At 70.7% G+C, this 25,880-nt stretch carries 25 protein-coding genes and 1 pseudogene; 15 read left to right on the top strand and 11 right to left on the bottom strand.

Annotated elements, in window-relative coordinates; all coding sequences use genetic code 11:
- Positions 1 to 215: 215 nt before the first annotated feature.
- The 3 genes from BIV24_RS16740 to BIV24_RS16750 form a co-directional block, all read right to left on the bottom strand.
- Positions 216 to 1,433, bottom strand: a complete 1,218-nt coding sequence (locus BIV24_RS16740) for a hypothetical protein (RefSeq protein WP_071367101.1) — start codon at positions 1,431 to 1,433, stop codon at positions 216 to 218.
- Positions 1,433 to 2,107 (bottom strand): RNA polymerase sigma factor, encoded by a 675-nt coding sequence (locus tag BIV24_RS16745; protein WP_071367102.1) that lies wholly within the window; start codon positions 2,105 to 2,107, stop codon positions 1,433 to 1,435. The genes BIV24_RS16740 and BIV24_RS16745 overlap by 1 nt, the downstream gene beginning before the upstream one ends.
- Before the next feature lie 370 nt (positions 2,108 to 2,477).
- Positions 2,478 to 4,061 carry a beta-N-acetylhexosaminidase gene (locus tag BIV24_RS16750; RefSeq protein ID WP_245766840.1) on the bottom strand — a complete coding sequence of 528 codons (1,584 nt, stop codon included), beginning with the start codon at positions 4,059 to 4,061 and terminating at the stop codon, positions 2,478 to 2,480.
- 350 nt (positions 4,062 to 4,411) lie between these two features.
- Here BIV24_RS16750 and BIV24_RS16755 point away from each other — a divergent pair, with 350 nt between their 5' ends.
- From BIV24_RS16755 to BIV24_RS16790, 8 genes and pseudogenes are all read left to right on the top strand, one after another.
- Complete coding sequence (locus tag BIV24_RS16755) at positions 4,412 to 4,993, top strand: 2-oxo-4-hydroxy-4-carboxy-5-ureidoimidazoline decarboxylase (protein WP_079168323.1); 582 nt, start codon at positions 4,412 to 4,414, stop codon at positions 4,991 to 4,993.
- A 251-nt stretch (positions 4,994 to 5,244) separates the two neighbouring features.
- On the top strand, positions 5,245 to 5,625 hold the full coding sequence (gene sdhC, locus BIV24_RS16760) for a succinate dehydrogenase, cytochrome b556 subunit (protein WP_079168317.1): 381 nt from the start codon (positions 5,245 to 5,247) through the stop codon (positions 5,623 to 5,625).
- A gap of 5 nt (positions 5,626 to 5,630) precedes the next feature.
- Positions 5,631 to 6,113, top strand: a complete 483-nt coding sequence (locus BIV24_RS16765) for a succinate dehydrogenase hydrophobic membrane anchor subunit (RefSeq protein WP_071367104.1) — start codon at positions 5,631 to 5,633, stop codon at positions 6,111 to 6,113.
- 19 nt (positions 6,114 to 6,132) lie between these two features.
- Positions 6,133 to 7,887 (top strand): succinate dehydrogenase flavoprotein subunit, encoded by a 1,755-nt coding sequence (sdhA, locus tag BIV24_RS16770; RefSeq protein ID WP_071367105.1) that lies wholly within the window; start codon positions 6,133 to 6,135, stop codon positions 7,885 to 7,887.
- Positions 7,887 to 8,648 carry a succinate dehydrogenase iron-sulfur subunit gene (locus BIV24_RS16775; protein WP_071367106.1) on the top strand — a complete coding sequence of 254 codons (762 nt, stop codon included), beginning with the start codon at positions 7,887 to 7,889 and terminating at the stop codon, positions 8,646 to 8,648. Before sdhA ends, BIV24_RS16775 begins: the two co-directional genes overlap by 1 nt.
- Before the next feature lie 224 nt (positions 8,649 to 8,872).
- A pseudogene (locus tag BIV24_RS16780) lies at positions 8,873 to 9,632 on the top strand (TetR/AcrR family transcriptional regulator).
- A gap of 99 nt (positions 9,633 to 9,731) precedes the next feature.
- On the top strand, positions 9,732 to 9,968 hold the full coding sequence (locus tag BIV24_RS16785; protein WP_071367107.1) for an SCO4848 family membrane protein: 237 nt from the start codon (positions 9,732 to 9,734) through the stop codon (positions 9,966 to 9,968).
- A gap of 200 nt (positions 9,969 to 10,168) precedes the next feature.
- Entirely contained in the window at positions 10,169 to 11,422 is a 1,254-nt protein-coding gene (locus tag BIV24_RS16790; protein ID WP_071367108.1) for a D-alanyl-D-alanine carboxypeptidase family protein, read from the top strand.
- On the opposite strand, the gene BIV24_RS16795 is transcribed toward BIV24_RS16790, so the two are convergent.
- Positions 11,370 to 12,278, bottom strand: a complete 909-nt coding sequence (locus tag BIV24_RS16795; RefSeq protein WP_071367109.1) for a YihY/virulence factor BrkB family protein — start codon at positions 12,276 to 12,278, stop codon at positions 11,370 to 11,372. The genes BIV24_RS16790 and BIV24_RS16795 overlap by 53 nt on opposite strands.
- Before the next feature lie 112 nt (positions 12,279 to 12,390).
- On the opposite strand from BIV24_RS16795, the gene dprE2 reads away from it, so the two are divergent.
- On the top strand, positions 12,391 to 13,155 hold the full coding sequence (dprE2, locus tag BIV24_RS16800; protein WP_071367110.1) for a decaprenylphospho-beta-D-erythro-pentofuranosid-2-ulose 2-reductase: 765 nt from the start codon (positions 12,391 to 12,393) through the stop codon (positions 13,153 to 13,155).
- Positions 13,156 to 13,380: 225 nt separating this feature from the next.
- Here the strand turns inward: dprE2 and BIV24_RS16805 are convergent, their stop codons facing one another.
- On the bottom strand, positions 13,381 to 13,962 hold the full coding sequence (locus BIV24_RS16805) for a 2'-5' RNA ligase family protein (RefSeq protein ID WP_071367111.1): 582 nt from the start codon (positions 13,960 to 13,962) through the stop codon (positions 13,381 to 13,383).
- 120 nt (positions 13,963 to 14,082) lie between these two features.
- Complete coding sequence (gene trpS / locus BIV24_RS16810; protein ID WP_071367157.1) at positions 14,083 to 15,096, bottom strand: tryptophan--tRNA ligase; 1,014 nt, start codon at positions 15,094 to 15,096, stop codon at positions 14,083 to 14,085.
- A 91-nt stretch (positions 15,097 to 15,187) separates the two neighbouring features.
- Here trpS and BIV24_RS16815 point away from each other — a divergent pair, with 91 nt between their 5' ends.
- On the top strand, positions 15,188 to 15,862 hold the full coding sequence (locus tag BIV24_RS16815; protein WP_245766841.1) for a hypothetical protein: 675 nt from the start codon (positions 15,188 to 15,190) through the stop codon (positions 15,860 to 15,862).
- Positions 15,863 to 15,967: 105 nt separating this feature from the next.
- On the opposite strand, the gene BIV24_RS16820 is transcribed toward BIV24_RS16815, so the two are convergent.
- Positions 15,968 to 17,419, bottom strand: coding sequence for a glycine hydroxymethyltransferase (locus BIV24_RS16820; RefSeq protein ID WP_071367112.1), 1,452 nt, complete (start codon positions 17,417 to 17,419; stop codon positions 15,968 to 15,970).
- A 249-nt stretch (positions 17,420 to 17,668) separates the two neighbouring features.
- Between BIV24_RS16820 and rocD the strand changes: the two genes are divergently transcribed.
- Positions 17,669 to 18,874: an ornithine--oxo-acid transaminase gene (gene rocD, locus BIV24_RS16825; RefSeq protein WP_071367113.1), complete on the top strand. Its 1,206-nt coding sequence runs from the start codon at positions 17,669 to 17,671 to the stop codon at positions 18,872 to 18,874.
- A gap of 407 nt (positions 18,875 to 19,281) precedes the next feature.
- Here rocD and BIV24_RS16830 read toward each other — a convergent pair whose 3' ends face one another.
- A complete protein-coding gene (locus BIV24_RS16830) occupies positions 19,282 to 20,466 on the bottom strand; it encodes a glutathionylspermidine synthase family protein (RefSeq protein ID WP_071367114.1) in 1,185 nt (394 codons plus the stop codon).
- 7 nt (positions 20,467 to 20,473) lie between these two features.
- The gene (locus BIV24_RS16835; RefSeq protein ID WP_071367115.1) at positions 20,474 to 20,818 is read right to left on the bottom strand and encodes a hypothetical protein; all 345 of its coding nucleotides are present in this window, start codon (positions 20,816 to 20,818) and stop codon (positions 20,474 to 20,476) included.
- 134 nt (positions 20,819 to 20,952) lie between these two features.
- On the opposite strand from BIV24_RS16835, the gene BIV24_RS16840 reads away from it, so the two are divergent.
- Complete coding sequence (locus BIV24_RS16840) at positions 20,953 to 21,819, top strand: hypothetical protein (RefSeq protein ID WP_071367116.1); 867 nt, start codon at positions 20,953 to 20,955, stop codon at positions 21,817 to 21,819.
- A gap of 16 nt (positions 21,820 to 21,835) precedes the next feature.
- Here the strand turns inward: BIV24_RS16840 and pdxR are convergent, their stop codons facing one another.
- Positions 21,836 to 23,230 (bottom strand): MocR-like pyridoxine biosynthesis transcription factor PdxR, encoded by a 1,395-nt coding sequence (gene pdxR / locus BIV24_RS16845; protein ID WP_071367117.1) that lies wholly within the window; start codon positions 23,228 to 23,230, stop codon positions 21,836 to 21,838.
- Between the two features lie 46 nt (positions 23,231 to 23,276).
- Between pdxR and BIV24_RS16850 the strand changes: the two genes are divergently transcribed.
- Genes BIV24_RS16850 through BIV24_RS16860 form a run of 3 tightly spaced genes read left to right on the top strand, consistent with a single transcriptional unit; the run spans position 23,277 to position 24,936 of the window.
- A complete protein-coding gene (locus BIV24_RS16850) occupies positions 23,277 to 23,774 on the top strand; it encodes a carboxymuconolactone decarboxylase family protein (RefSeq protein ID WP_071367118.1) in 498 nt (165 codons plus the stop codon).
- Complete coding sequence (locus BIV24_RS16855; protein ID WP_281247751.1) at positions 23,771 to 24,214, top strand: carboxymuconolactone decarboxylase family protein; 444 nt, start codon at positions 23,771 to 23,773, stop codon at positions 24,212 to 24,214. The genes BIV24_RS16850 and BIV24_RS16855 overlap by 4 nt, the downstream gene beginning before the upstream one ends.
- Positions 24,211 to 24,936, top strand: coding sequence for an isocitrate lyase/PEP mutase family protein (locus BIV24_RS16860; protein ID WP_071367119.1), 726 nt, complete (start codon positions 24,211 to 24,213; stop codon positions 24,934 to 24,936). The genes BIV24_RS16855 and BIV24_RS16860 overlap by 4 nt, the downstream gene beginning before the upstream one ends.
- On the opposite strand, the gene BIV24_RS16865 is transcribed toward BIV24_RS16860, so the two are convergent.
- A complete protein-coding gene (locus BIV24_RS16865; RefSeq protein WP_071367160.1) occupies positions 24,937 to 25,842 on the bottom strand; it encodes an ABC transporter substrate-binding protein in 906 nt (301 codons plus the stop codon).
- Positions 25,843 to 25,880: the final 38 nt, after the last annotated feature.

The raw sequence follows: 25,880 nt of genomic DNA on the forward strand, positions 1-25,880 counted from the left end.
GCGGACGGGACCGGGGGAACGTGTCCCGCCCGCGCCGAGGTGCACCGAGCCGTGGGTACGGGGGGAACCCCGGCTCTGTGCGAGCGCCGATGACCAGTCGGCTCACTCAGTACTGCGCCTCGGCGGCCGAAAGTGTCACACCCGGGCCGAAGAAAACGGAGAGAGGTAAGAATTCGCAGGTCAGAGGGTTGAGATGAGCCGCCCCGCTCAAGAGGTCACTGCCCGCTGGGCATACTCGACGCGCTGTCGCCGTACGTCGGGCTCGGGGACTCCTCCGTCGCCGACGGGAGGGAGGCCAGAGCCTGGGGTGAGTCGGACGGGGTGGCGGTCGCATCGTCACGGCCCGGCCGTTGGTGGCTTTCGCCATCACCGCCGTCACCACCCGGGTCGTCCTCGCCGTTGCCCCGGCTGTCGTGGCCCTGGGGGTTCCTGCCCTCGCCGTTGCCGTCCTGCCCGTTGCCGTCCTGCCCGTTCCCGTTCTGGCCGTTCCCGTTCTGGCCGTTCCCGTTCTGGCCGTTCCCGTTCTGGCCGTTCCCGTTCTGGCCGTTCCCGTTCTGGCCCTTGTCGCCGCCGGTTCCCGCGCGGTCCTCGCCACCGCCGAGGACGTCCTTGCAGAACGCCTTGACCCGGCCGCTGCCGCCGGCGGCGCCCTCCAGGCTGCGCATCCGCTCCGCGCCGAGTTGCCTGCCGCTCGCCATGTCACGGCAGGACGAACGCACCTCGGTCCACCACGCGCGGGTCCGGCCGTCGGCCCGGTCGCCGCCGGAGCCCGGCCGCCCGGTCGTGTCGGAGCCACCGCCCGCCTCGTCCTCGAAGGAGCCGCTTCCCGCCGGCGCGCCGGTCGTGGCACCGGACGTCGGCGACGGGGAGCCACCGGTCTCCGGTCCACCGGGTGTCGCAGTGACCAGCGGCGGCGGTGTCGCGGCGGCCGACACGGACGCGGCGGGTCCCGGCTCGTCGCCGAACGGCGTCGGCAGAACTCCGGTTCCGGCCGCCACCGCGACCCCGCCGATCATTCCGACGGCCGCCGCGGCGGCCAGCCCGAGACGCACCGGGCGCCCCCAGCGGACCCGGCGCCCGCCCGGGACGGGACGCCCGAGGCGGACGAGCCCGGCGTCGACGAGCGGGGTCCCCCCTGCTCGAGCGAAGTCGAGAGCTTGGGGGAGGGCAGCAGGCTCCGGGCCGGTGGGCCGGCCGAGCGCCGCCCCTTCCGCATTCCCGCTCGTGCGCACGGCCCTGAACGCGGCCAGCGCGGCAGTCTCGCCCGGCAGTTCGACGCCGGTCGGCGTGGGCGGGCCGGCGAGTGCGGCAAGGGCTTCGGTGACCCTCGCCGCATGCGCGCGCGTGTCGGGGTCGATGGCGTCCAGCGGCTCTCCGCGCAGCAGACGCTCCGCCGCGTCCTCATCCAGCCACCCGTACTGCTCGTCGGCCATCACATGCCCTTCTGCGTCCGTGAACGCAAATGCGTCACACCGGCGGACGACACCGTGCGCCGATGCGTCTCCCGCTGGGGAGGCATCGCGCCGAGCACGCCGGCCGATTCCGGATCCGTCTCGGGGCCCGCGCCGAGCAGCTCCGCGAGCCGCTTCAGACCGCGGTGCGCGGCCGTACGGACGGCGCCAGGCCGCTTGCCGAGCGTCTCGGCGGCGGTCTTGGCGTCCAGCCCCACGACCACGCGGAGCACCACGGCCTCGGCCTGGTCCTGCGGGAGTTGAGCGATGAGGGAGAGCGTGCGACCGGTGGCGAGGGCCTCCATGGCCTCGCCCGCCGTGTCCGACTCGGCGGGCTTCCCGGTCAGTTCCGTCTCGTCGCCGCCTATCGCGGGACGGCGCCCCCGCATCCGTATGTGGTCGAGCGCGCGGTTGCGGGCGATCCGGGCGGCCCAGCCGCGGAACCGGTCGGCATCGCCACTGAACCGCTCCAGGTCACGGGCGATCTGCAGCCAGGCCTCGGAGGTGACGTCCTCCGCGTCCGGTTCACCGACCAGCGTCCGTGCGTATCCGAGCAGCCGCGGGTGCACCGCGCGGTACACGGTCCGGAACGCGGTCTCGTCCCCGCCCTGCGCCGCAAGCACCGCGGCCGTCAGCTCCGCGTCGTCCCCCGCCACCCCGACTGCCCCTCTGTGCGCCCGAGCCGGCACCGCTGCCGCGGTCCGGGTAATCGCTGTTGTGATCCCTCGTCGTCGGTCTCGCTCTGAGGCCGCTCGTGGTGTGCGGCGGTGCTATCACCCATTTGCTGGTCGTCCGAGGTCGGCGCGAACGGCACGTTACGGGTTGAAACCGCTGTACGTCCATGTCCATACCCCGTGCAACCGACCCGTGACGTGGCGGGGTTGGCCGCGCTCCCCGGGGAGCGCGGGTGTGACACAAAACGCATCCGCGGCGCTGTAGAGAGTACGGGCCGTCACACGGCCCGTACCGCGCGACGGCCGGGGCCTCTCCTGTGGGGGGTGGCGGCCCCGGCCGTTGCCCGGCGCCTCAGCCCAACCGGGCCGCCAGCTCCTTGAATTGCGTCCAGGACAGTGACGGGGTCCTCGCGTCCCACAGCTTCTGGGCCGTCGCCCGCAGCGGCATCCGGATCCCGGCCGCCACCTGGTCCTGGGTCTGCGCGCCCGCACGGTCGGACCAGACCGCGAACACGCCGCCGAGGATCTGCCCGTCGTACTGTGCCGGCACCGCCTTCGTGCCCCGCAGCACGCGCGGGGTCCACTGCTCGTAGATCCGCTGCCCGGTGGGGTAGACGAAGGTCTGCGGCTGGCCGAGCACGTAATACAGGTACTCGTCGTTGTAGTTGATCAGCTTGCGGCCGGAGCCCAGATACTCCGCCGGCTGCCGGGCGCCGATCTCCTTGCCGGTCCAGTAGGCGACTTCGAGGTCCTTGGCCGGCTGGACCGTGCTCGACCGGTAGAAGCCGTCGTTCCAGGCACGCATCGTCCGGGCGTGCCCGCGCATCACGCTCGCACGGTCGTTCATCCAGCCGGTCGCGAGGTCCGCGACGCCGGCCTGCGCCCCGAACCTGGCCCTCGCCGCGGCGGCGAGCTGCGGGAAGGAGGCGGCCGGGTCCGACACCGTCAGCGCCTGGTACTCGTCGCCGCCGAGGTGCCAGTAGGAGCCGGGGAACAGACCCGCGTACTCGTTCAGCAGGTCGTCCACGATTTTCCCGGCCGCGGGCTTGGAGATGTCGACCGCCCCGCGCACGGCGGTGCCCGAGGCCTTGCGCAGCTGCAGGTCGGGGTGCGCGGCGATCACCGCACCGAGGTGGCCGGGTGAGTCGATCTCGGGCACCACGGTGATGTGCCGGCTCGCGGCGAGGTCGACGATCTTCTTGACCTCCGCCTTGCTGAGGTGCTGCGGGGAGACGATCTCCGGGTGGGAGGAGGACTCGATGCGGAAGGCCTGGTCGTCGGAGAAGTGCAGACCGAGTTCGTTGTACTTCAGGTCGCCCAGTTCCCGTACGCGGTCCTCGATCCAGCCGGCCGTGTAGTGCTTGCGCGCGATGTCGACCATGAATCCGCGCCGGGGCTTGGCCGGCGCGTCGCGGACGACACCCTCGGGGGCCGTGCCGCCACCGTGCACCTCCTGCTTGAGGGTGCGGGTGCCGTAGAAGACGCCCGCCTCACCCGGCCCGGTGATCTTCACCCGGCCGCCCTGGACGGTCATCGTGTACGACTCGCGGTCGCCGCCCCCGGCCACGCCCAGCTCGACATCGCCGTCACGGGCGCCGGTGCGCCCCGCGTACGCCATCCCCAGCTCGCCGGCCAGCAGCTTCCCCGTGCCGGCGAGGGAATCGCCGTCGACGACCACACGGGCGCCGGAGCCGGGCCGCCAGCCCGGACCGTGCGCGGGGACGTGCTCACGGACGGCGGGAATGGTGCGGGGGGCCTGCGAGAGGGGGTACGAGGCGGTCGGTGACGGGGCGGAGGCGGTGCCCACCGAGGCCCCGGTCCCGTTCGGCGAGCCACCGCCGGACGGCCAGAGCGCCACGGTCGCCGCGATGGCGCCCGCGACGACGGCTGCGCCGCCCAGCAGCAACCCGTTGCGCTTCCACAACGTCTTCCTCACCGGAACCCGTCGCCTGCGGCCGGTCACCGCTTTCCACCTCGCATCACACCCGGGTACGGCCACGCCACGCCCGTCCGTCTCTGTCGCGCCTCACACACCACACTCGTACGTATCCGCATTCGTCCGACTGTGTCCCACATGTCGCTCACCTCCGTACATGACCCCCTACCTCGAAGCTACGGCCCCCACCCGGCCGACCCGTCCACCAGACGTTCCGAAACTCTCCCGTCCGGGTGAAATCCTTTCAGTCGACGGACAACTGACCGACCGCCGTCGATAACGTGACGCCACATCCCCCGCGCCCTCCCCTGCCGACCCGCACGTGCCGTCCGCAGGACGAACACGCCGCCATTCGCCGAGGATCCACGCTGCCTTCGCACCGCCTTCCGCCGCCGCTGCACGGCCACACCGCCCCGCCGACGCGACAGCACACACAGCCCCCTACAGGTCTGGAGCGATTCAACTCCGCGGCCGCCGGCGAGGCCCGGCGCACCCTGCTGACCTGCTGCGGCAGTCCGCGCTGGGCCCACCGCATCGCCGAGCACCGCCCCTACCCGGACGTCGGCTCTCTACTCGCCGCGGCCGACGAGGCGGCGTACGACCTCACCCCCGCCGACCTCGCCGAGGCCCTGGCCGCCGAGCCGCTCACCCTGCTGCCCGACGGCACGCACTCCGCCGCGCATACGGCCCTGAGCGCCGCGCACGCGGCCTACGAGAGTCGGTTCGGACACATGTTCGTCATCTGTCTGGACGACATCGCGCCCGAGGAGACCGCCGACCAGGTCCTTGCCGCCATCCGGTCACGCTTGGCGAACGACACGGAGGAGGAGCGCCTGCTGGCGGCGGAGGAGCTCCGCCGCCTGGCGCGGGGGCGACTGAGGCGCCTGGTACGGGGATCCTGCGAACGACCTGTGGCGCGACGCGCCCGGTAAGAGGTGAGGGGAACGGCACGAGCGGCCGCATCCACCCCGCACTCGACACGAGTGCGAATCCCTCGCCCGGAAGCCCGTGAATAGCCCGTCCGTGCCCCTTTGCGTGCCAGATTGATCACGCAGGCAGACCCGCTGCAAGCACCATGGTCAGCCGTCGCTAGGATGCTGGGGGCCGGTGGACCGTACCCGGCCGGGCCCGACCGACACAGAAGCCGGCGCGGCCCTAGTCCCCGCTCCCGGAGGGTTCTTCCGTGCCGGCTGGAACGCTGTACCGCGGCCGGGAAGGAATGTGGTCCTGGGTGGCTCACCGAGTCACCGGCGTCCTCATCTTCTTCTTCCTGTTCGTACACGTGCTGGACACCGCTCTCGTGCGTGTCTCCCCCGAGGCCTACGACAAGGTCGTGGCCACGTACAAGACGCCGATCGTCGCCGTGCTCGAGTACGGGCTGGTCGCCGCCATCCTCTTCCACGCCCTCAACGGTCTGCGTGTCATCGCCGTCGACTTCTGGTCGAAGGGCCCGCGCTATCAGAAGCAGATGCTCTGGACCGTCGTCGGCGTCTGGGTCGTGCTGATGCTCGGGGCCATCTACCCCGTCCTCGGCCACGCCGCTCGTGAACTGTTCGGGAGCTGACGCACATGTCCACGACTGAGACCACCGCCTCCGGCATCGGCCCCGTGGAGGGCGCCGCGCTGTACGACGTCGACAACCCGGCGCCGGTCATCGAGGCGCCGCGCCAGCGGACCAAGAAGACCCCGAAGCCCACCCGCGGGAACTTCGAGATGTACGGCTGGCTGTTCATGCGCCTGTCCGGCATCGTGCTGGTCGTCCTGGTCATCGGCCACCTGCTCATCCAGCTCGTCCTCGACGGCGGCGTCTCCAAGATCGGCTTCGCCTTCGTGGCCGGCCGCTGGGCGTCCCCGTGGTGGCAGGTCTGGGACCTCGCCATGCTGTGGCTCGCGATGCTGCACGGCGCCAACGGCCTGCGTACCGTCATCAACGACTACGCGGAGCGGGCCAACACCCGCCTGTGGCTGAAGGGCCTGCTGTACACCGCCACGGTGTTCACCATCCTGCTGGGCACGCTGGTGATCTTCACCTTCGACCCGAACATCCGCTAGGCACGGGGCTGCGAGAATCATGAAGATCCACAAGTACGACACCGTCATCGTCGGCGCTGGTGGCGCGGGCATGCGCGCCGCCATCGAGTCGACGAAGCGCAGCCGCACCGCCGTGCTGACGAAGCTCTACCCGACCCGCTCCCACACGGGCGCCGCGCAGGGCGGCATGGCCGCCGCGCTGGCCAACGTGGAGGAGGACAACTGGGAGTGGCACACCTTCGACACGATCAAGGGCGGTGACTACCTGGTCGACCAGGACGCCGCCGAGATCCTGGCGAAGGAGGCCATCGACTCCGTCCTCGACCTGGAGAAGATGGGCCTGCCGTTCAACCGGACGCCCAACGGGACGATCGACCAGCGCCGTTTCGGCGGTCACTCCCGCAACCACGGCGAGGCCCCGGTCCGCCGCTCCTGCTACGCGGCCGACCGCACCGGCCACATGATCCTCCAGACGCTGTACCAGAACTGCGTCAAGGAGGGCGTGGAGTTCTTCAACGAGTTCTACGTCCTCGACCAGCTGATCACCGAGGTGAACGGCGTCAAGCGGTCCGCCGGTGTGGTCGCGTACGAGCTGGCCACCGGCGAGATCCACATCTTCCAGGCGAAGGCCGTGATCTACGCGTCCGGCGGCTGCGGCAAGTTCTTCAAGGTGACGTCCAACGCGCACACGCTGACCGGTGACGGCCAGGCCGCGGTCTACCGCCGTGGTCTGCCGCTGGAGGACATGGAGTTCTTCCAGTTCCACCCGACCGGCATCTGGCGCATGGGCATCCTCCTGACCGAGGGTGCGCGCGGTGAGGGCGGCATCCTCCGCAACAAGGACGGCGAGCGCTTCATGGAGAAGTACGCGCCGGTCATGAAGGACCTCGCCTCGCGTGACGTCGTCTCCCGGTCCATCTACACCGAGATCCGGGAAGGCCGCGGCTGCGGCCCCGAGGGCGACCACGTCTACCTGGACCTGACCCACCTCCCGCCGGAGCAGCTGGACGCCAAGCTGCCCGACATCACCGAGTTCGCCCGCACCTACCTGGGCATCGAGCCGTACACGGACCCGATCCCGATCCAGCCGACCGCGCACTACGCGATGGGCGGCATCCCGACGAACGTCGAGGGCGAGGTCCTCACGGACAACACCACCGTCGTCCCGGGCCTGTACGCGGCCGGCGAGGTCGCGTGTGTGTCCGTCCACGGCGCGAACCGTCTCGGCACGAACTCGCTGCTCGACATCAACGTCTTCGGCCGTCGTGCGGGCATCGCGGCCGCCGAGTACTCGCAGAAGGCGGACTACGTCGACCTGCCGGAGAACCCGGCGCAGCTCGTGGTCGACCAGATCGAGCAGCTGCGGTCGTCGACGGGCACCGAGCGCGTGGCGGAGCTGCGCCGCGAGCTGCAGGAGACCATGGACGCGAACGTCATGGTGTTCCGCACCGAGCAGACGATCAAGACGGCGGTCGAGAAGATCGCCGAGCTGAGGGAGCGCTACAAGAACGTGGCGATCCAGGACAAGGGCAAGCGGTTCAACACCGACCTGCTGGAGGCCGTCGAGCTGGGCAACCTGCTCGACCTGGCCGAGGTCATGGCGGTGTCGGCCCTGGCCCGCAAGGAGTCCCGCGGCGGTCACTACCGCGAGGACTACCCGAGCCGCGACGACGTCAACTTCATGCGCCACACCATGGCGTACCGCGAGGTGGGTGACGACGGCACCGAGTCCATCCGTCTCGACTACAAGCCGGTCGTCCAGACCCGCTACCAGCCGATGGAGCGTAAGTACTGATGGCAACCCCTGTTCTGGACAAGGTGGAGGCGGAGGCCAAGGCAGCCGCCTACATCACGGTCACCTTCCGCGTCCGCCGCTTCAACCCGGAGGTCTCGGCGGAGTCGACCTGGGAAGACTTCCAGCTGGAGATCGACCCGAAGGAGCGCGTCCTCGACGGCCTGCACAAGATCAAGTGGGACCTGGACGGCACGCTGACGTTCCGCCGCTCCTGCGCCCACGGCATCTGCGGCTCGGACGCCATGCGGATCAACGGCAAGAACCGTCTGGCCTGCAAGACGCTGATCAAGGACATCAACCCCGAGAAGCCGATCACGATCGAGCCCATCAAGGGCCTCACGGTCCTCAAGGACCTGGTCGTGGACATGGAGCCGTTCTTCCAGGCGTACCGGGACGTGATGCCCTTCCTGATCACGAAGGACACGAACGAGCCGACGCGTGAGCGTCTGCAGTCGGCGGAGGACCGGGAGCGCTTCGACGACACGACGAAGTGCATCCTGTGCGCCGCCTGCACCTCGTCGTGCCCGGTGTTCTGGAACGACGGCCAGTACTTCGGCCCGGCGGCCATCGTCAACGCGCACCGCTTCATCTTCGACTCGCGTGACCAGGCCGGCGAGCAGCGGCTGGAGATCCTGAACGACAAGGACGGTGTGTGGCGCTGCCGCACGACGTTCAACTGCACCGACGCCTGCCCGCGTGGCATCGAGGTGACGAAGGCGATCCAGGAGGTGAAGCGAGCGCTGATCACGCGCCGCTTCTGACCCTCACGGTCCCCGTGTGACACGGGCCCCGCTCCGGTTTCGAACCGGAGCGGGGCCCGTTCGCGTTGTGTGCCGGTCGACCGCATCAGGTCGGGCGGAGCGCAGTGGGGCGGAGAGGTCTACCGATCCAGTGAGGGCTGGACCTACGACCCGGCCCGAGGGTGGACATACACCGAGCCAAGGTGTGACGGCGGCGCCTGCGTCACTCGTTGGGCCCTCTGTTCGTGCCTGCGAAGAACGACCGAGCCGACGAGGGCGGTACGCCCACCAAGTCCGAGCAGACCCGTGCTCTCATCCTGGAGACCGCGATGCGGTTGTTCCAGGAGCGCGGCTACGACAAGACGACGATGCGGGCGATCGCCAAGGAGGCCGGGGTCTCCATAGGGAACGCCTACTACTACTTCGACGGCAAGGAGCACCTGATCCAGGGCTTCTACGACCGGATCGCCGCCGAGCACCGGGTGGCGGTCCGGGAGGTCCTGGCGCGGGAGACCGACCTGGAGGCACGGCTCGCGGGCGTACTGAAGGCGTGGCTGGACATCGCCACGCCGTACCACGAGTTCGCGGTGCAGTTCTTCAAGAACGCCGCCGATCCGGACAGTCCGCTCAGCCCCTTCTCCCCCGAGTCGGAGCACGCGCGTGTGGAGGCCATCGGCGTCCACAAAGAGGTGCTGACAGGGGCGAAGACCAAGGTGCCGGAGGAACTGCGGGACGTGTGCTGCCCGAGTTGATGTGGCTCGCCCGATGGGGCTCGTGCTGTACTGGATCTTCGACCGGACCGAGGGGCGCGAGCGCAGCTACCGGCTGGCCGGGCGCGGCGCCCGCCTCACTGCGCGGGGCGCCGCCCTGGCCCGCTTCCGGGTGCTCAGGCCCCTCGTCCACGAGGTGCACGAGCTGTTCACGGACTTCCTGCCGGGGATGACGAAGGCGCTTCCGGACCCGTCCGCACGACGGGGGGCGCCCGCCCCGGACAAGCACCCCTGATCGGCTGCGTTCGGTTCACCACCCCCGCGAACCTCGCGATCGAGCACAGGTCGGATACTGGCAAGAGCACGGCAGCCCCACCACGAAGGACAGCACCCGATGAAGCTCAGCCGCCCCGTCTCCTGGTTCCTGACCCTCTTCGGCGTCTGGTCCTGGGTGATCTGGGTCACCTTCGCGAAGAACCTGTACAAGGACGCCAGCGGACTCGCCTTCAAGGACGGCAGCCCGACGGCGTACTTCTGGGTGCACCTGACCCTTGCCATCGTGTCGTTCCTGCTGGGCACCGCCATCGGCGTGATCGGGCTCCGCGGACTGCGTGCGCTCCGGCGCGGGTGACTCCCTGCCGTGCCCGCTCTGACGGCGGCGGGGGCCCGCGTCGCCGACTTGTGACGCTTCCGGCCGCCCCTGCGACAGGGTGGTCACCGCCCCTACGACAGGTCGGTCACGGGTCGCATCCCGCCACTCTGCAGAGCGACCGGGATGCGGCGGGACTTCGCACCTGGCGCCCTGTTACTTTCGCCACCGTGTCTGCCTTGATGAAGATCGCCGGGCGCCGCCTGCCGGTCACCTCCGCTGCTGTGTTGTCCCTCTCTCTCACCGTGCCCGCGACCGCGTTCGCGGACGCCGGGAGCTCGTCCGCGTCGCCGTCGGCCACGCCCCCGGCCGTGATGTCGACCGTCGGCGGCGAACAGCTCGGCAGGCCGGGCACCCAGGTGAACCTCGGCAGCGGCGCCCCCGTGCTGCCCAAGGACCTCACGGCGCGCTCCTGGATCGTCGCCGACGCCGAGTCCGGTGACGTTCTGGCCGCCCACAATGCGCACTGGCGGCTCCCCCCGGCGAGCACCCTGAAGATGCTGTTCGCCGACACCGTGCTGCCCAAATTCCCGAAGAGCACGGACTACAAGGTGACCCCCTCCGATCTGGCCGGCATAGGCTCCGGCTCCAGCATGGTCGGGGTCAAGGAGGGCGAGACCTACACGGTCCACGACCTGTGGCTCGGGGTCTTCCTGCGTTCCGGCAACGACGCCGTGCACGTGCTGTCCGCGATGAACCACGGCGTCGAGGAGACCGTCAAGGACATGCAGGCCCACGCCGAGGAGCTCCAGGCCCTCGACACGCACGTCGTCAGCCCCGACGGCTACGACGCCAAGGGCCAGGTCTCGTCGGCCTACGACCTCACCCTGATCGCCCGCTCCGGGATGCAGAAGAAGGACTTCCGGGAGTACTGCTCGACGGTACGGGCGCAGTTCCCGGGCGAGACCACGGAGAAGAAGGGCAAGAAGACCCGCGGGTCCTTCGAGATCCAGAACACCAACCGGCTGCTCGCCGGGGACGGCGACATCACGCCGTACCGGGGCATAGCGGGTGTGAAGAACGGCAACACCACCAACGCGGGCGCCACCTTCACGGGCATCGCCGAGCGGAACGGCAGGAAACTGCTCGTCACGGTCATGAACCCGGAGAAGAAGGAGCACAACGAGGTCTACAAGGAGACCGCCCGGCTGTTCGACTGGGGGTTCGGCGCGGCCGGCAAGGTGACGCCGGTCGGCGAGCTCGTCGCCCCGAAGAGCGCGGTCACGGGCGCCGCGCCCGGCGCGAAACCGTCCGCCACGGGTGCGGGCAAGGAGTCCGCGGAGCCGGTGGCCTCCGCGAAGAGCGGCGGCTCCAGCGGTATGGGGGTGGCCCTCGGTATCGCCGGCGGGGTCCTCGTTCTGCTCGCCGCGGGCGTGTTCCTGGTCAACCGCCGCTGGCCGCTGCCTGACCTGGTGCGCCGCCGGACCCGCCCCTGACCGTGTCCGGGCTCTTCTGCGTCGCCGTCCAGGCGGCGCAGAACAGCACGAGCTTGGCGGTGAGGTTGATCCACAGCAGCAGTGCGACCGGCACCCCGAAGGCGCCGTACATGCTCTTCGCGGCCACGCCCTGGAGGTAGCCGCTGAGCGACACCTTGAGCAGTTCGAAACCGACCGCGCCGCCCAGGGCGGCGGTCACCAGTCGGCGCCGTGGCGGGTCCACGCCGGGCAGCAGCGTGAGCACGTACAGCAGGACCAGGAAGTCGGTGAGGACGGAGACGGCGAACGCGGCCACGCGCAGCAGGACGCTGCCCCAGTCGCCCTTGGCGAGGCCGAGCGGCCCGGCCATCCATCCGACCAGCGCGGAGGCGACGGTGGACGTGGCGAGGGTGACGAGGACCGCGCCGCCCAGGCCGATGAGCACCACACCGTCCTTGGCCTTGCGCAGCACGGGGTTCTCGTCGCTGTCCGGCAGCTCCCACACCGCGCGCAGGCAGTCCCGGATCTGTCCGACCCAGTTGATGCCGGCGAACAGCAGCACGGCACCGGCGATGATGCCGATGGTCCCGGCGTTCTGGACCAGGTTGTGGATATCGAGCTGGCCGGAGAGGCCGGGGAACTGATCCCCGATCCTCGCCTGCAGGTTGTTCTGCTGGGCCGTGCTGAGCGTCGCGGCGCCGATCGCGGCGGCGAACGTGAGCAGCGGGAAGAGCGCCACGAAGCTGATGAACGTCATCGCGGCGGCGAGCCGGGCCCACTTCACCCGGTCGAGGCGTTCGTAGGCGCGCCAGCCGTGCGTGACCATGAGGCGTGCGACCAACGGCCCGATGACGGGGAGCTTCTTCAGCCAGTCCATGATCCGATCCCTCGCAGCACTCCGTGTGATGCATCGCCCATTCCGGTGAGGAGCCGCGCAGAGTGTCGAGATTGCTACGTTACGCCCGTTTTCCAGCGCTACGGTCACGGTCATGCCTGCCCACAAGGACACCTTCGGCACCCCACGGTCCCTGCTGATCCTCGGCGGGACCTCCGAGATCGCGCTGGCCACCGCGCGCCGCCTCGTCGCCCGCGGCGCCCGTACGGTGTGGCTGGCCGGGCGGCCCTCCCCCTCGCTGGAGAGTGCCGCCGCGCACCTGCGCCGGCTCGGCGCCGACACCCGTACGGTCGCCTTCGACGCGCTCGATCCCGTGGCCCATGAGGGCGCGCTCGGCGAGGTGTTCGCGGAAGGCGCCGTCGATCTGGTGCTGCTCGCGTTCGGTGTGCTCGGCGAGCAGGCGACCGACGAGCGCGACCCGGTGGCCGCGGCCCGCGTCGCGCAGACCAACTACACGGGCGCCGTCTCGGCGGGTCTGGTGTGCGCCGGTGCGCTCCAGACGCAGGGCCACGGCTCGCTGGTGGTGCTGTCGTCGGCCGCCGGGGAACGCGCCCGCCGCTCCGACTTCATCTACGGCTCCAGCAAGGCGGGCCTGGACGTGTTCGCGCAAGGGCTGGGCGACGCGCTGCACGGCACCGGGGTGCACGTCATGGTGGTACGGCCGGGTTTCGTCCGTACGCGCGGGACGTCCGGGCGGGAGGAGGGGCCGCTGCCCACCACACCGGAGGAGGTCGCCACCGCCATCGAGCTGGGGCTGCGCAGACGGTCGGAGGTGGTGTGGGTGCCGGGGGCCCTGCGGCTGGTGATGGCCGCGCTGCGGCACCTGCCGCGGCAGGTCTTCCGGCGGCTGGCGGTCTAGTGCTGCGACCGGAAAGGTCTGCCGGAAAGCTCGCGGCGTCCGGTGCTGGGGGCACCTCCCACGCCCTTCAGGCAGTGGGGGAACATCGCAAGGCGGAGCATCACCCGCGTACTGGACGTACTCGGGTAATGCGACAACGCGGCGTGGGGGTCCCCCTGCTCGAAGAGCTTGGGGGAGTGCCGTGCCGCGGGCGTCGCGAGCCGGTGAACCCTTCCGGTCACAGCACTAGGTGGCGGGAAGGCTGGTGGCGTCCTCGGGCGCGCCGGCCTGAGGGGGCACCACCGTGCTTCCGAAGGCGAACTCCTGCAGCTTGCGCCAGACGCCGTCGGCGCCCTGCTCGTAGAGCGCGAAGCCCGTGCAGGGCCACGCGGCCTCGTAGCCGGCGAGTTCCTCGTACGCCCGGTCCATCGCCGCCTCGTCGATGCCGTGCGCCACCGTGACGTGCGGGTGGTACGGGAAGACCAGCTCGCACGCCACCGGACCGGAGGCGTCGCGGACCTGCTTCTGCAGCCACGCGCACGCCTCGGCGCCGTCGACGACCTTGACGAACACCACGGGTGACACGGGCCGGAACGTGTCCGTGCCGGACAGGCGCATCGGGAAGGGGCGCCCGGCCGCCGCGACCTCGGCGAGGTGCGCCTCGATCACAGGCAGCTGGGAGGCGTCCACCTCCGTCGGCGGGAGCAGGGTGACATGCGTGGGGATGCCGTGAGCGGCGGCGTCGCCGAAGCCCGCGCGCCGCTCCTGGAGCAGGCTGCCATGAGGCTCCGGGACCGCGATCGACACACCGATCGTTACGGTCCCCACGTCGTCTCCTGTCGTCGTGCTGGTGTTCTTCGGTGCTCCGTGCAAGCAGGGGTGGCTGCCGGCTCGGATATCGACTGTACGGCGATACCTCCCGAATATCGGGAGGTCGCTGCGGCGGGCTCAGTGCTTGGCGGGCAGGAAACCGATCCTGTCGTACGTCTGGGAGAGGGTCTCCGCGGCGACGGCGCGCGCCTTCTCCGCGCCCTTGGCCAGGATCGAGTCGAGCGTCTCGGGGTCGTCCAGGTACTGCTGGGTGCGCTCCCTGAACGGCGTCACGAACTCGACCATGACCTCGGCGAGGTCCGTCTTGAGCGCACCATAGCCCTTGCCGTCGTACTTCTGCTCCAGTTCCTCGATACGGGTCCCGGTGAGGGTGGAGTAGATGGTCAGCAGGTTGCTGACGCCCGGCTTGTGCTCGGCGTCGTACCGGATGACGGTGTCCGTGTCCGTGACGGCGCTCTTGACCTTCTTGGCGGTGGTCTTCGGATCGTCGAGCAGGTTGATGAGGCCCTTCGGCGTGGACGCCGACTTGCTCATCTTGATCGACGGGTCCTGGAGGTCGTAGATCTTCGCCGTCTCCTTGAGGATGTACGGCTGCGGGACCGTGAAGGTCTCGCCGAAGCGGCCGTTGAAGCGCTCGGCGAGATCGCGGGTCAGCTCGATGTGCTGGCGCTGGTCCTCGCCGACCGGAACCTCGTGGGCCTGGTACAGCAGGATGTCGGCGACCTGGAGGATCGGGTACGTGAACAGGCCGACGCTCGCGCGGTCGGCGCCGTGCCTGGCGGACTTGTCCTTGAACTGGGTCATGCGGCTCGCCTCGCCGAAGCCGGTGAGGCAGTTCATGACCCAGGCGAGCTGGGCGTGCTCGGGGACATGGCTCTGGACGAAGAGGGTGCACCGCTCCGGGTCGAGACCGGCCGCGAGCAGCTGGGCGGCGGCCAGGCGGGTGTTGGCCCGCAGCTCCTTCGGGTCCTGCGGGACGGTGATCGCGTGCAGGTCGACGACCATGTAGAACGCGTCGTGGGTCTCCTGCAGGGACACCCACTGGCGGACGGCGCCGAGGTAGTTGCCGAGATGGAACGAGCCGGCCGTGGGCTGGATTCCGGAGAGCACGCGAGGGCGGTCTGAAGCCATGTCCACCATTCTCTCAGGTCCGACAGGCATCTCCGGAATTGGTCTGCAACAGGACCGGCCCGAAGTGTCCCCGACGGTGTAACAAGGGGACATGACAAGCGGAGGGGGCGGTGTGCGCGGACTCGGCGGGCTGATGGCGGCGCTGGTGGTGACGGTGGTGGCGCTGGCGGGGGCCGCCGCTCCGGCACGCGCCGCGGGCGAGAAGGCACCGGATCTCGCGCTCGTCGTGGCGAACGGCACAGGCCGTACGACGACACTGCACTCCGGGGACCGGGACTTCACGCTGCTGTCGCAGCTGCTGGGTCCGACGAAGACAGGGTCCGAGCGGGTGCCGGACGCATGGCATCAGGGGCGGTACCCGCACGTGCGGGCCACGGTGGTGTGGGCGCTGACCGGGATCGGGGGGTATCCCCAGACGCAGCGCGCGCCCGGCGGTGATGTGGCCATCGAGCGGGAGGACCAGGTGTTCCTGGCGGAGGACGGCACGGCGTGGGTCCGCTCGGATCTGGCGCCGGACGTCGACGACGACGACATCCGGTGGCGCCGGGTGCCGCGGGCTGTTTACGACCGGCTGGAGAAGAGCGGACTGTTCGGGCAGCCCGCCGCCGGCGACAAGGGTGCCCCCTCGGACCACCTGCGCTGGGGGGCCATGGGCCTCGGGGCGGGGCTGGTCCTGGGGGCCGGCGGCGCCTACGCCGTACGGCGCGCGGCGGCCCTGCGCGGTGGGGCGCCGTCTGAGCCGCGCCAGGAGCTCCTCGAGCTCTGACGGCTCGGGGGTCGCACGGGTGGTCGGTGCGGCTCGCGCCCACGCGGCGGGGCCGCGGAATGCCGCGACCCCGTCTCTGATGAGGCGCCCCTCACCCGGCGGTGATCAGCCCAGGTCGATCTCCGGGTACAGCGGGAAACCGGTCAGCAGGTCGGACGCGCGGTGGGCGATCTCGTCCGCGATCTTCGGGTCCAGGACGTGCTGGGCCTTGGACGGGGCGCCCTTGCTCGTCGTGCCGGGGGCGGCGGTCGTCAGGACGCGGTCGATCAGGGCCGCGATCTCGTCCATCTCCGCCGTACCGAGGCCGCGCGTGGTGAGCGCGGGCGTGCCGATGCGGATGCCGGAGGTGTACCAGGCGCCGTTCGGGTCGGCCGGGATGGCGTTGCGGTTGGTGACGATGCCCGAGTCCAGCAGGGCCGCTTCCGCCTGGCGGCCGGTGAGGCCGTAGGAGGAGGCCACGTCGATCAGGTTCAGGTGGTTGTCGGTGCCGCCGGTCACGAGCGTGGCGCCGCGGCGCAGCAGGCCCTCGGCCAGCGCGCGGGAGTTGTCCACGATCCGCTGGGCGTAGTCGCGGAAGGAGTCCTGCCGGGCCTCCGCCAGCGCCACCGCCTTCGCCGCCATCACATGCGGGAGCGGGCCGCCCAGCACCATCGGGCAGCCGCGGTCGACCTGGTCCTTCAGGGAGTCGTCGCACAGGACCATGCCGCCGCGCGGGCCGCGCAGCGACTTGTGGGTGGTGGTCGTCACGATCTGGGCGTGCGGGACGGGGTCGAGGTCGCCGGTCAGCACCTTGCCCGCGACCAGGCCCGCGAAGTGCGCCATGTCGACCATGAGCGTGGCGCCGACCTCGTCGGCGATCTCGCGCATGATCCGGAAGTTCACCAGCCGGGGGTAGGCCGAATAGCCCGCGACGATGATCAGCGGCTTGAACTCGCGGGCCGACGCGCGCAGCGCCTCGTAGTCGATCAGCCCGGTGGCCGGATCGGTGCCGTAGGGGCGCTGGTCGAACATCTTGCCGGAGATGTTCGGGCGGAAGCCGTGGGTGAGGTGGCCGCCCGCGTCCAGGGACATGCCGAGCATGCGCTGGTTGCCGAAGGCGCGGCGCAGTTCGGCCCAGTCCTCCTCGGAGAGGTCGTTGACCTGGCGGACGCCCGCCTTCTCCAGGGCGGGGGCCTCGACGCGCTGGGCGAGGACGGCCCAGAAGGCGACGAGGTTGGCGTCGATGCCGGAGTGCGGCTGGACGTAGGCGTGGCGGGCGCCGAACAGTTCCTTGGCGTGCTCGGCGGCGAGGGATTCGACGGTGTCGACGTTGCGGCAGCCGGCGTAGAAGCGGCGGCCGATGGTGCCCTCGGCGTACTTGTCGCTGAACCAGTTGCCCATCGCCAGCAGCGTCGCCGGGGAGGCGTAGTTCTCAGAGGCGATCAGCTTGAGCATCTCGCGCTGATCGGCGACTTCCTGGCCGATGGCGTCGGCGACGCGCGGCTCGACGGCGCGGATCACGTCGAGGGCGGCGCGGAAGGCGGTGGACTCGGTGGAGAGGGACTGCTGCTCAGGCATATCGGCCTCCGGGGCGTGGCAAGCGATCACGGTTCACGGTTGGCTCAGGCGCACGGCACTCGCTCGTAAGGCCCACAGGGCCTGGGCCGCTCCCCGATGGTCGGTCCCATCCCAGCGCGCCAGTCACGGCCCGCCGCCAGCCTACCGGGCACATCGGAGGGCTCTGTTCGCTCGTCCGCCATGCGAGCGACGGCAGGGAAGCGACGATAGGAGGGGGGCCTGTTTTCGTAGGCCGGAAAGGGAGCCTCCGTGAATACCACCGACACGCTCATCGCCGAGATCGAGGCCCACAGCGCGCACAACTACCACCCGCTCCCGGTCGTCGTGGCGACGGCGGAGGGCGCCTGGATGACGGACGTCGAAGGGCGCCGCTACCTCGACCTGCTGGCCGGGTACTCGGCGCTGAACTTCGGCCACGGCAACCGGCGGCTGATCGACGCGGCGAAGGCGCAGCTGGAACGGGTGACGCTGACGTCCCGGGCCTTCCACCACGACCGGTACCTCGCCTTCTGCACACAGCTGGCCGAGCTGTGCGGCATGGAGATGGTGCTGCCGATGAACACGGGCGCGGAGGCGGTGGAGACCGCGGTGAAGACGGCCCGCAAGTGGGGCTACCGGATCAAGGGCGTGCCCGCCGAGATGGCGAAGATCGTGGTCGCGGGGGGCAACTTCCACGGCCGTACGACGACCATCATCAGCTTCTCCACCGACCCGGAGGCGCGCGCGGACTTCGGCCCGTACACGCCGGGCTTCGAGATCGTGCCGTACGGGGACCTGACCGCGATGCGCGCCGCGCTGACGGAGAACACGGTGGCGGTCCTGCTGGAGCCGATCCAGGGCGAGGCGGGGGTGCTGGTGCCGCCGGCCGGTTATCTGCCGGGGGTGCGGGAGCTGACCCGCGAGCGGAACGTGCTCTTCGTCGCCGACGAGATCCAGTCGGGGCTCGGGCGGACGGGACGCACCTTCGCGTGCGAGCACGAGGGGGTCGTACCGGACGTGTACGTGCTCGGGAAGGCGCTCGGCGGCGGGATCATGCCGGTGTCGGCCGTGGTGTCGAGCGCCGACGTGCTCGGGGTGTTCCGGCCGGGTGAGCACGGGTCGACGTTCGGCGGGAACCCGCTGGCCTGCGCGGTGGCGCTGGAGGTGATCGCGATGCTGCGGTCCGGTGAGTACCAGGCGCGGGCGGCGGAGCTGGGCGAGCATCTGCACCGCGAACTGGCCCCGCTGAAGGACACGGGCCGGGTGACCCAAGTGCGCGGGCGCGGGCTGTGGGCGGGCGTCGACATCCACCCGCGGTACGGGACGGGGCGGGAGGTCAGCGAGAAGCTGATGGACCGGCGCGTCCTGGTGAAGGACACCCACGGCGCCACGATCCGGATCGCCCCGCCCCTGGTGATCAGCAAGGAGGATCTGGACTGGGGGCTGGCCCAGCTGCGCGCGGTCCTTGGTGCCTAGTGCCGCAACAGGCAACGTTTGCCCCGTCGCGACGCCCGGCACGCCTCCCCCAAGCTCTTCGAGCAGGGGGTACCCCCACTCGCCGCACCGACCGAAAGCCCAAGTACGTCCAGTACGAGGGCTTCCGGCCGGCACGCCGAGAGCACGCACCGAACGCCGCTCCTTAACGGGCAAACGTTGCCTGCCGCGGCACTAGTGCCCGGGAGAAGCCGCTAGTGCTGTGACCGGAAAGGTTCACCGGCTCGCGACGCCCGGGACGGCACTCCCCCAAGCTCTTCGAGCAGGGGGGACCCCCACGCCGCGTTGTCGCATCACCCGAGTACATCCAGTACGCGGGTGATGCTCCGCCTTGCGATGTACCGCACCGGACGCCGCGAGCTTTCCGGCAAACCTTTCCGGCCACAGCACTAGAGGATCACATGCGGCAGGAAGCGTGCGAACTCGTCGGTGATGAGGCCGGAGGACTCGCGGATGCCGAGCCCCGCCGACTCGTCGTCGACGACCCAGGCACCGAGGACGACGCGGTTGCCGTCGAAGGACGGCAGGGGTGCCAACTCCTGGTAGCAGCACGCCTCTTCCTGCAGGACCGGCTCGGCGCCCGGCTCATGCACCGTCACACCCTCGCCCTCGCGGCCGAGGAGCGGCTTGGCGACGTAGCCCGTGGTGCGCGCCAGCTCCCCGGGCCCGTCGAGGTGGGCGGCGAGCAGGTTCGGGTGGCCCGGGTGGAGCTCCCAGAGGATGGCGAGGAGCGCCTTGTTGCTGAGCAGCATCTTCCAGGCCGGCTCGATCCACAGGGTGCTGCCCGTGCCGCCGCCGTTGTCGAGGGTGTCGAGGACATGGCCGGCGAACCGGTCCGTCGTGAGCCACTCCCAGGGATAGAGCTTGAAGCAACTGCGGATGAAGCGGAGCCGGCTGTCGACGAAGCGTTCGGAGAGCGGGTCCCAGCCGATCGCCTCCATGGAGATCCAGTCGGTGTCGATCCCGGCCTGTTCCGCGGTCTCCTTCAGATAGGCGACCGTCATCAGGTCCTCGCCGATTTCGTCCGCCGAGGAGTGCGCGAAGTGGAGCGGGCTGCCGGGCGGCAGCAGGGCGGCCTGCCTCTTCCAGGCGGCGACGAGGCGCTCGTGGAGGGAGTTCCACTGGTCGGCGCCCGGAAAGCGCTCCTCCATCCAGAACCACTGGGGCGAGGCGGCCTCGACCAGGGACGTGGGCGTGTCGGCGTTGTACTCCAGGAGCTTGGCCGGGCCCGTGCCGTCGTAGCGCAGGTCGAAGCGGCCGTAGACGGACGGGAGTTCCCCACGCCGGTGCCAGGACTCGGCGACCGCACGCACCACGCGCGGGTCGGTGATGCCGAGGTCGGCGAATCGGTCCTCGGCGACGATGTGCCCGGCCGCGGCCAGGCACATCCCGTGCAGTTCCTCGACGACCTCCTCCAGCGCCTCCACCTCGGGGAGCGTGAACACGTAGTACGCGCTCTCGTCCCAGTAGGGGCGGAGGGAGTCGTCGGAGTAGCGGGTGAGCGGGTAGATGAGGCCCTGGGCCTCGACCGTCTGCTGCCAGCCGGGGCGGGGGTCGATCCTGCGGCGTTCCACGGGCCGCTCAGCCGCCGGAGGAGTCGTGGCCGCCGCCGAAGCCGCCGCGGTGGACTCCGGTGTGGCCGCCGCTGCCCGAGCCGCCGGATCCCTTGCCGGGTTTGGTGAAGGAGCCGCCGTAGACGAAGCCCTTCTTCTTCTTGCCGCCGTAGTACCAGGCCCCGTTGACGGACGTACCGGTGGAGCAGTTCTTGCCCGCGACGACCCGGTAGCCCTTGCCGACGAGATAACTGTCGCGGTCGACGCAGCGCTTGTCCGGATCCGAGGAGCAGGCGGTGAGGGTGGCGGCGAGCAGTCCCATGCCGCCGAGAACGACCGTGCCCGAGCGCAGTTGCCGGCGTGTGTCCGCCATGTTCGTGTTCCCCCCGTGCGATGAGCCTGGTGAGACGTCAGTACGACGTGTGCCGCGCATCAGACTAGAGACAGTCGCTCCGCCGGGCGAGCCCGGCCCTCCCCGTCGCCTACAGTCGCACTGTGCTCTTTGGAATGGTGTGCGCGCTGGGTGCAGCGGTCTGTTTCGGTACGGCGACGGTGCTGCAGGCGATCGCTGCGCGCGCGGCGGGCGGAGGCGAGGGCGGGGACACGGCGCTGCTGCTGCGGGCGCTGCGGCAGTGGCGGTATCTGGCGGGGCTCGGGCTGGACGGGCTCGGGTTCCTGCTGCAGATCGCGGCGCTGCGCTCGCTCCCCATCTACGCGGTGGGCGCGGCGCTCGCGTCCAGCCTCGCGGTGACGGCGGTGGTCGCGGCCCGGCTGCTGCGGGTGCGGCTGACCGGGAGCGAATGGGCCGCGGTGACGGTGGTGTGTGCGGGGCTGGCGCTGCTGGGGCTGGCGTCCGGTGCGGAGGGCGACCGGGAGGGGTCGACGGCACTGAAGTACGCGATGCTGGCGACGGCGGTGGTCGTGCTGCTGCTCGGGCTGGCCGGGGGACGGCTGCCGGAGCGGGGCCGGTCCCTGACGCTGGGGCTGGGCGCCGGATTCGGGTTCGGGGTGGTCGAGGTGGCGGTACGGCTGATCGACGGGATCGCGCCGTCCGTCCTGCTCACCAACCCGGCGACCTATGCGCTGCTGCTCGGCGGCTCGGCGGCCTTCCTGCTGCTGACCACGGCCCTGGAGCGGGGGTCGGTGACGGTGGCCACCGCGGGCATCGTCGTGGGCGAGACGGTGGGGCCCGCGACGGTGGGGGTGGTGTGGCTGGGCGACCGCACCCGGGAAGGGATGGCCTGGGTGGCAGTGCTGGGGTTCATGGTGGCGGTGGCGGGCGCGCTGCTCCTGGCACGGTTCGGGGAGGCGCCCGTCGAGGAGGCGCCGGTCGGGGAGGCGCCGGTCGGGGAGGCGTCGGTCGAGGAGGCGTGACGTCCGGCTCCCGTCGTCACGGCAACGCCCTGCACAGCGCCTCCAGCGCCCCCTCCCACGCGTGGTCCGGCGGCGTGGCGTACCCCACGACCAGGGCGTCCATCGGTTCGGCAACGGCGTGCGCATGGCGGTAGCGCCCCAGGCCGTGCACCGCCAGACCCTGCCAGGCCGCCGCCTGGACCACCGCCCCCTCGGTGCCGGGCGGGAGGTGCAGCACCGCGTGCAGGCCTGCCGCTATGCCCCCGATACGGACGTCGGGGGCGCGGACGGCGAGCGCCTCGACCAGGGCGTCGCGGCGCCGCCGGTAACGCAGCCGGGCGGCGCGCACATGGCGGTCGTACGCGCCCGAGGTGATGAACTCCGCCAGCGTCAGCTGGTCCATCACCCCGCACGTGTCCGTCACGCCCTTCCCCGCCGCCGCCTCCCGGGCCAGCGCCTGCGGCAGCACCATCCAGCCCAGGCGCAGCCCGGGCGCCAGGGACTTGCTGACGGTGCCCAGGTAGACCACATGCTCCGGGTCCAGGCCCTGCAACGCCCCGACCGGCTGACGGTCGTAGCGGAACTCGCCGTCGTAGTCGTCCTCCAGCACCAGTCCGCGGGTGCGCCGCGCCCAGTCGACGACGGCCGCCCGCCGGTCCGGGTGCAGGGGTACGCCCAGGGGGAACTGGTGGGCGGGAGTGAGCAGGACGGCGCCCGCGTCGGGGGTCAGCTCTTCGGTGCTGCTTCCCCGTTCGTCGAACGGGAGCGGCTCGGTGCGCAGACCGGCCTCCGTCAGCAGGTTCCAGTGGAAATCGAGTCCGAACGACTCGGCGGCGACCCTTCGCAGGCCGCGTGCCCGCAGCACCGCGCCGAGGATCTTCAGCCCGTGCGAGAAGCCCGCGCAGACGAGGATCCGTTCCGGGTCGGCGCGCACCCCGCGCGCCCGGGACAGGTACTGCGCGAGCGCGGTGCGCAGTTCGACACGGCCGCGCGGATCGCCGTAGCCGAAGACGTCGTTCGGCGCCGCCGCGAGGGCACGGCGGGCGGCCCCTAGCCACTCCGTGCGCGGGAAGAAGGACAGGTCGGGGGTGCCGGGCACCAGGTCGTAGACCGGGCGTCCGCGCTCGCGGGGCCGGGGCGCGGGCGGCTCGGCCGGAGCTCCCGGCCAGGCGCTCTCGGCCACCCGGGTTCCCGAACCCTGGCGTGCCGTGAGCCAGCCCTCGGCGACCAGGTCCCCGTAGGCGTCGGCGACCGTGTTGCGCGCGATGCCCAGGTCGGCGGCGAGCGAGCGAGAGGAGGGCAGACGTGTCCCCGGGGCCAGACGGCCGCTGCGGACCGCCTCCCGCAGGGCGTTCGTCAGGCCCTTGCGCACGCCCGGTCCGGACGGTTCGAGATGAAGGTCGACCCCGAAAGCGGCCCAAGATTTCGCCATGGAAATGGACCATACCGATGGGCTGCCTGGTCCGTAGGGTCGGGACATGACCGCAGACGAAAATGTTCGGTACGCCCCCGAAGAGCCCGCCCGGCTGCAGTGGGCCAAGCACGCCCCCGAGGTCTACAAGGCCATGATCCGGCTGGACGCGGCCGCCCGTCAGGGTCTCGACCCGAAGCTGTACGAGCTGGTCAAGATCCGCTCCTCGCAGATCAACCACTGCGCCTTCTGCCTCGACATGCACACCAAGGACGCGCTCGCGGCCGGTGAGACCGTCGAGCGGATCGTGCAGCTCAGCGCGTGGCAGGAGTCGAAGCACTTCTACACCGAGAAGGAGCTCGCGGCGATCGAGCTGACCGAGGCCATCACCGTCCTCACCGACGGGTTCGTGCCGGACGAGGTGTACGCGAAGGCCACCAAGCACTTCGACGAGGCCGAACTCGCGCAGCTGATCGCCGCGATCACGGTGATCAACGCATGGAACCGGTTCGGCGTGACCACCCGCATGACGCCGGGCCACTACGAGGCGGGGCAGCACAAGTGACCCGTACGACGCTGCTGGACCGCGAGGTCGGCCGGGCGATGTCCGCACTGAGCGCGGCCGCGAAGAAGGGAATCGGCGACCCTGGCCTCGCCGGGCTGGTCATGATCCGGGCCTCGCAGATCAACCACTGCGCCTTCTGTCTGGACATGCACCTCCGACTGGCACGCGAGGGCGGCGAGTCGGAGGACCGCATCCAACTCCTGAACGCCTGGGAAGAGGCGGAAGACCTCTACGACGAGCGGGAGCGGGCCGCGCTTGCGCTGACGGAGGCCGTGACCTTGCTGACCGACGGTTTCGTGCCGGACGAGGTGTACGAGATGGCCGCCAAGCACTTCGACGAGGCCGAACTCGCGCATCTCATCGGGCTGATCACCGTCATCAACGGATGGAACCGGCTGATGGTCAGCCGCCGTATCCCGCCCGGAGGCTACACGCCGTGAACAAGACCGACACCTTCCGGGCGCTGCACCACGGCCGCATGCCGGGCGATCCCCTGATCCTGCCCGGACCGTGGGACGCCGCCGCCGCGCGAGTGTGCGCGGACGCCGGGTTCTCGGCGCTCGCGACGCCCAGCGCCGGGATCGCCGCCGCGCTCGGGTACGAGGACGGGGCCACGCCCGCCGACGAGATGTTCGCGGCGATCGCGCGGATCGCCCGCGCCGTCGACGTGCCCGTGTCGGCGGATGTGGAGGACGGGTACCGACTCGCGCCGAAGGAACTGGTGGAACGCCTCCTGGAGACGGGGGCCGTGGGCTGCAACCTGGAGGACTCGCACGGGGGCGTCCTCAAGGACCCGCGCAAGCACGCCGACTGGCTCGCCGAGGTGCGGGCCACGGCGGGCGACCGGCTCTTCGTCAACGCGCGTGTCGACACGTTCCTGCACGGCGACGGCAATCCCGAAGGGGCCATCGAACGGGCCGGGTTGTACGTCGCGGCCGGCTCCGACTGCGTCTACCCGATCGTCGCCCCGGCCAAGGTGCTCCCCCTGCTGCGGGCCGGGATCCAGGGGCCGCTCAACGCGGTCGCCCGGCTGGACGGCGTAGGCCCCTCGCCCACCGAACTCGGTGGGCTCGGGGCCACGCGGATCACCTTCGGTCCCGGGCTGCAGCGCCGGGCGACGGCGGCACTGGCCGAGATCGCCGCGCAGCTGCGGCGGGGCTGATCAGGACAGCCACGCCCGCCACGTCGAGGCGTGACCGTCCACCCACTTCTTCGCGGCCTGCTCCGGGGTCAGCTTCTGGTCGGCGATCATCACGGCGACCTCGTTCTGGTCCTGAGTGGTCCAGGTGAACTTCTTCAGGAAGGCTGCCGCCTTGCCGCCGTTCTTCGCGAAGTGCGCGTTCAGGTACTTCTGCAGTGGGGTGTGCGGGTAGGCGCAGGCGACCTTCGCCGCGTCCGCGTCGCAGCCCTCCTTGTAAGGCGGCAGCTTCACCTCGGTCATCGGGACCTTCTTGAACAGCCACTGCGGTGCGTACCAGTAGGTGAGGAAGGGCTTGTGCTCCTTCGCGAACTGCTTGATCTGGGTGATCTGCGCCGCCTCCGAACCCGCGAACACCACTTGGTAGTTCAGGTCCAGGTTCTTCACCAGCGCCTTGTCGTTGGTGACATAGGAGGGCGAGCCGTCCAGCAGTTGGCCCTTGCCTCCGCTCTCCGCGGTGCGCAGCTGCGACGCGTAGGCGTTGAGGTTCTTCCAGTCGGTGACCTCGGGGTGCTGCCGGGCGAAGTACGTCGGGACGTACCAGCCGATGTGACCGGTGACCCCGAGGTCGCCGCCGCGCGCGATCGTCTTCTTGTCCTCGACGTACCGCTTCTCCTGGTCGGGGTGGCCCCAGTCCTCCAGGATCGCGTCGACCCGGCCCTGACTGAGCGCGTCCCACGCCGGCACCTCGTCGACCTGGACGGTGTCGACGCGGTAACCGAGCTTGTGCTCCAGGATGTACTGGGCCACGGCCACGTTGGCCTGCGCGCCCACCCATGACTGCACGGACAGGGTCACGGTCTTCGCGCCCCGCGCGCCCGCGAAGGGCGAGGCCTGCTTGGTCATGTCCGCGGCGCCGCAGCCGGTCATCAGCGCCAGGACGGCCACGGCCGCCGTGATCGCCGTAC

The organism is Streptomyces colonosanans (assembly GCF_001866645.1).
In the GTDB taxonomy this organism is placed as follows: domain Bacteria; phylum Actinomycetota; class Actinomycetes; order Streptomycetales; family Streptomycetaceae; genus Streptomyces; species Streptomyces colonosanans.

What these genes read in the sequence shown, in the direction of transcription:
- sdhA (WP_071367105.1), top strand. Translation starts at nt 6,133, where the DNA reads ATGAAGATCCACAAGTACGACACCGTCATCGTCGGCGCTGGTGGCGCG.
- BIV24_RS16795 (WP_071367109.1), bottom strand. Translation starts at nt 12,278, where the DNA reads ATGGACTGGCTGAAGAAGCTCCCCGTCATCGGGCCGTTGGTCGCACGC.
- BIV24_RS16835 (WP_071367115.1), bottom strand. Translation starts at nt 20,818, where the DNA reads ATGGCGGACACACGCCGGCAACTGCGCTCGGGCACGGTCGTTCTCGGC.
- BIV24_RS16840 (WP_071367116.1), top strand. Translation starts at nt 20,953, where the DNA reads ATGGTGTGCGCGCTGGGTGCAGCGGTCTGTTTCGGTACGGCGACGGTG.
- BIV24_RS16865 (WP_071367160.1), bottom strand. Translation starts at nt 25,842, where the DNA reads ATGACCGGCTGCGGCGCCGCGGACATGACCAAGCAGGCCTCGCCCTTC.
- BIV24_RS16765 (WP_071367104.1), top strand. Translation starts at nt 5,631, where the DNA reads ATGTCCACGACTGAGACCACCGCCTCCGGCATCGGCCCCGTGGAGGGC.
- BIV24_RS16850 (WP_071367118.1), top strand. Translation starts at nt 23,277, where the DNA reads ATGACCGCAGACGAAAATGTTCGGTACGCCCCCGAAGAGCCCGCCCGG.
- BIV24_RS16775 (WP_071367106.1), top strand. Translation starts at nt 7,887, where the DNA reads ATGGCAACCCCTGTTCTGGACAAGGTGGAGGCGGAGGCCAAGGCAGCC.
- BIV24_RS16815 (WP_245766841.1), top strand. Translation starts at nt 15,188, where the DNA reads ATGACAAGCGGAGGGGGCGGTGTGCGCGGACTCGGCGGGCTGATGGCG.
- BIV24_RS16820 (WP_071367112.1), bottom strand. Translation starts at nt 17,419, where the DNA reads ATGCCTGAGCAGCAGTCCCTCTCCACCGAGTCCACCGCCTTCCGCGCC.
- BIV24_RS16740 (WP_071367101.1), bottom strand. Translation starts at nt 1,433, where the DNA reads ATGGCCGACGAGCAGTACGGGTGGCTGGATGAGGACGCGGCGGAGCGT.
- dprE2 (WP_071367110.1), top strand. Translation starts at nt 12,391, where the DNA reads ATGCCTGCCCACAAGGACACCTTCGGCACCCCACGGTCCCTGCTGATC.
- pdxR (WP_071367117.1), bottom strand. Translation starts at nt 23,230, where the DNA reads ATGGCGAAATCTTGGGCCGCTTTCGGGGTCGACCTTCATCTCGAACCG.
- trpS (WP_071367157.1), bottom strand. Translation starts at nt 15,096, where the DNA reads ATGGCTTCAGACCGCCCTCGCGTGCTCTCCGGAATCCAGCCCACGGCC.
- BIV24_RS16790 (WP_071367108.1), top strand. Translation starts at nt 10,169, where the DNA reads ATGAAGATCGCCGGGCGCCGCCTGCCGGTCACCTCCGCTGCTGTGTTG.
- BIV24_RS16785 (WP_071367107.1), top strand. Translation starts at nt 9,732, where the DNA reads ATGAAGCTCAGCCGCCCCGTCTCCTGGTTCCTGACCCTCTTCGGCGTC.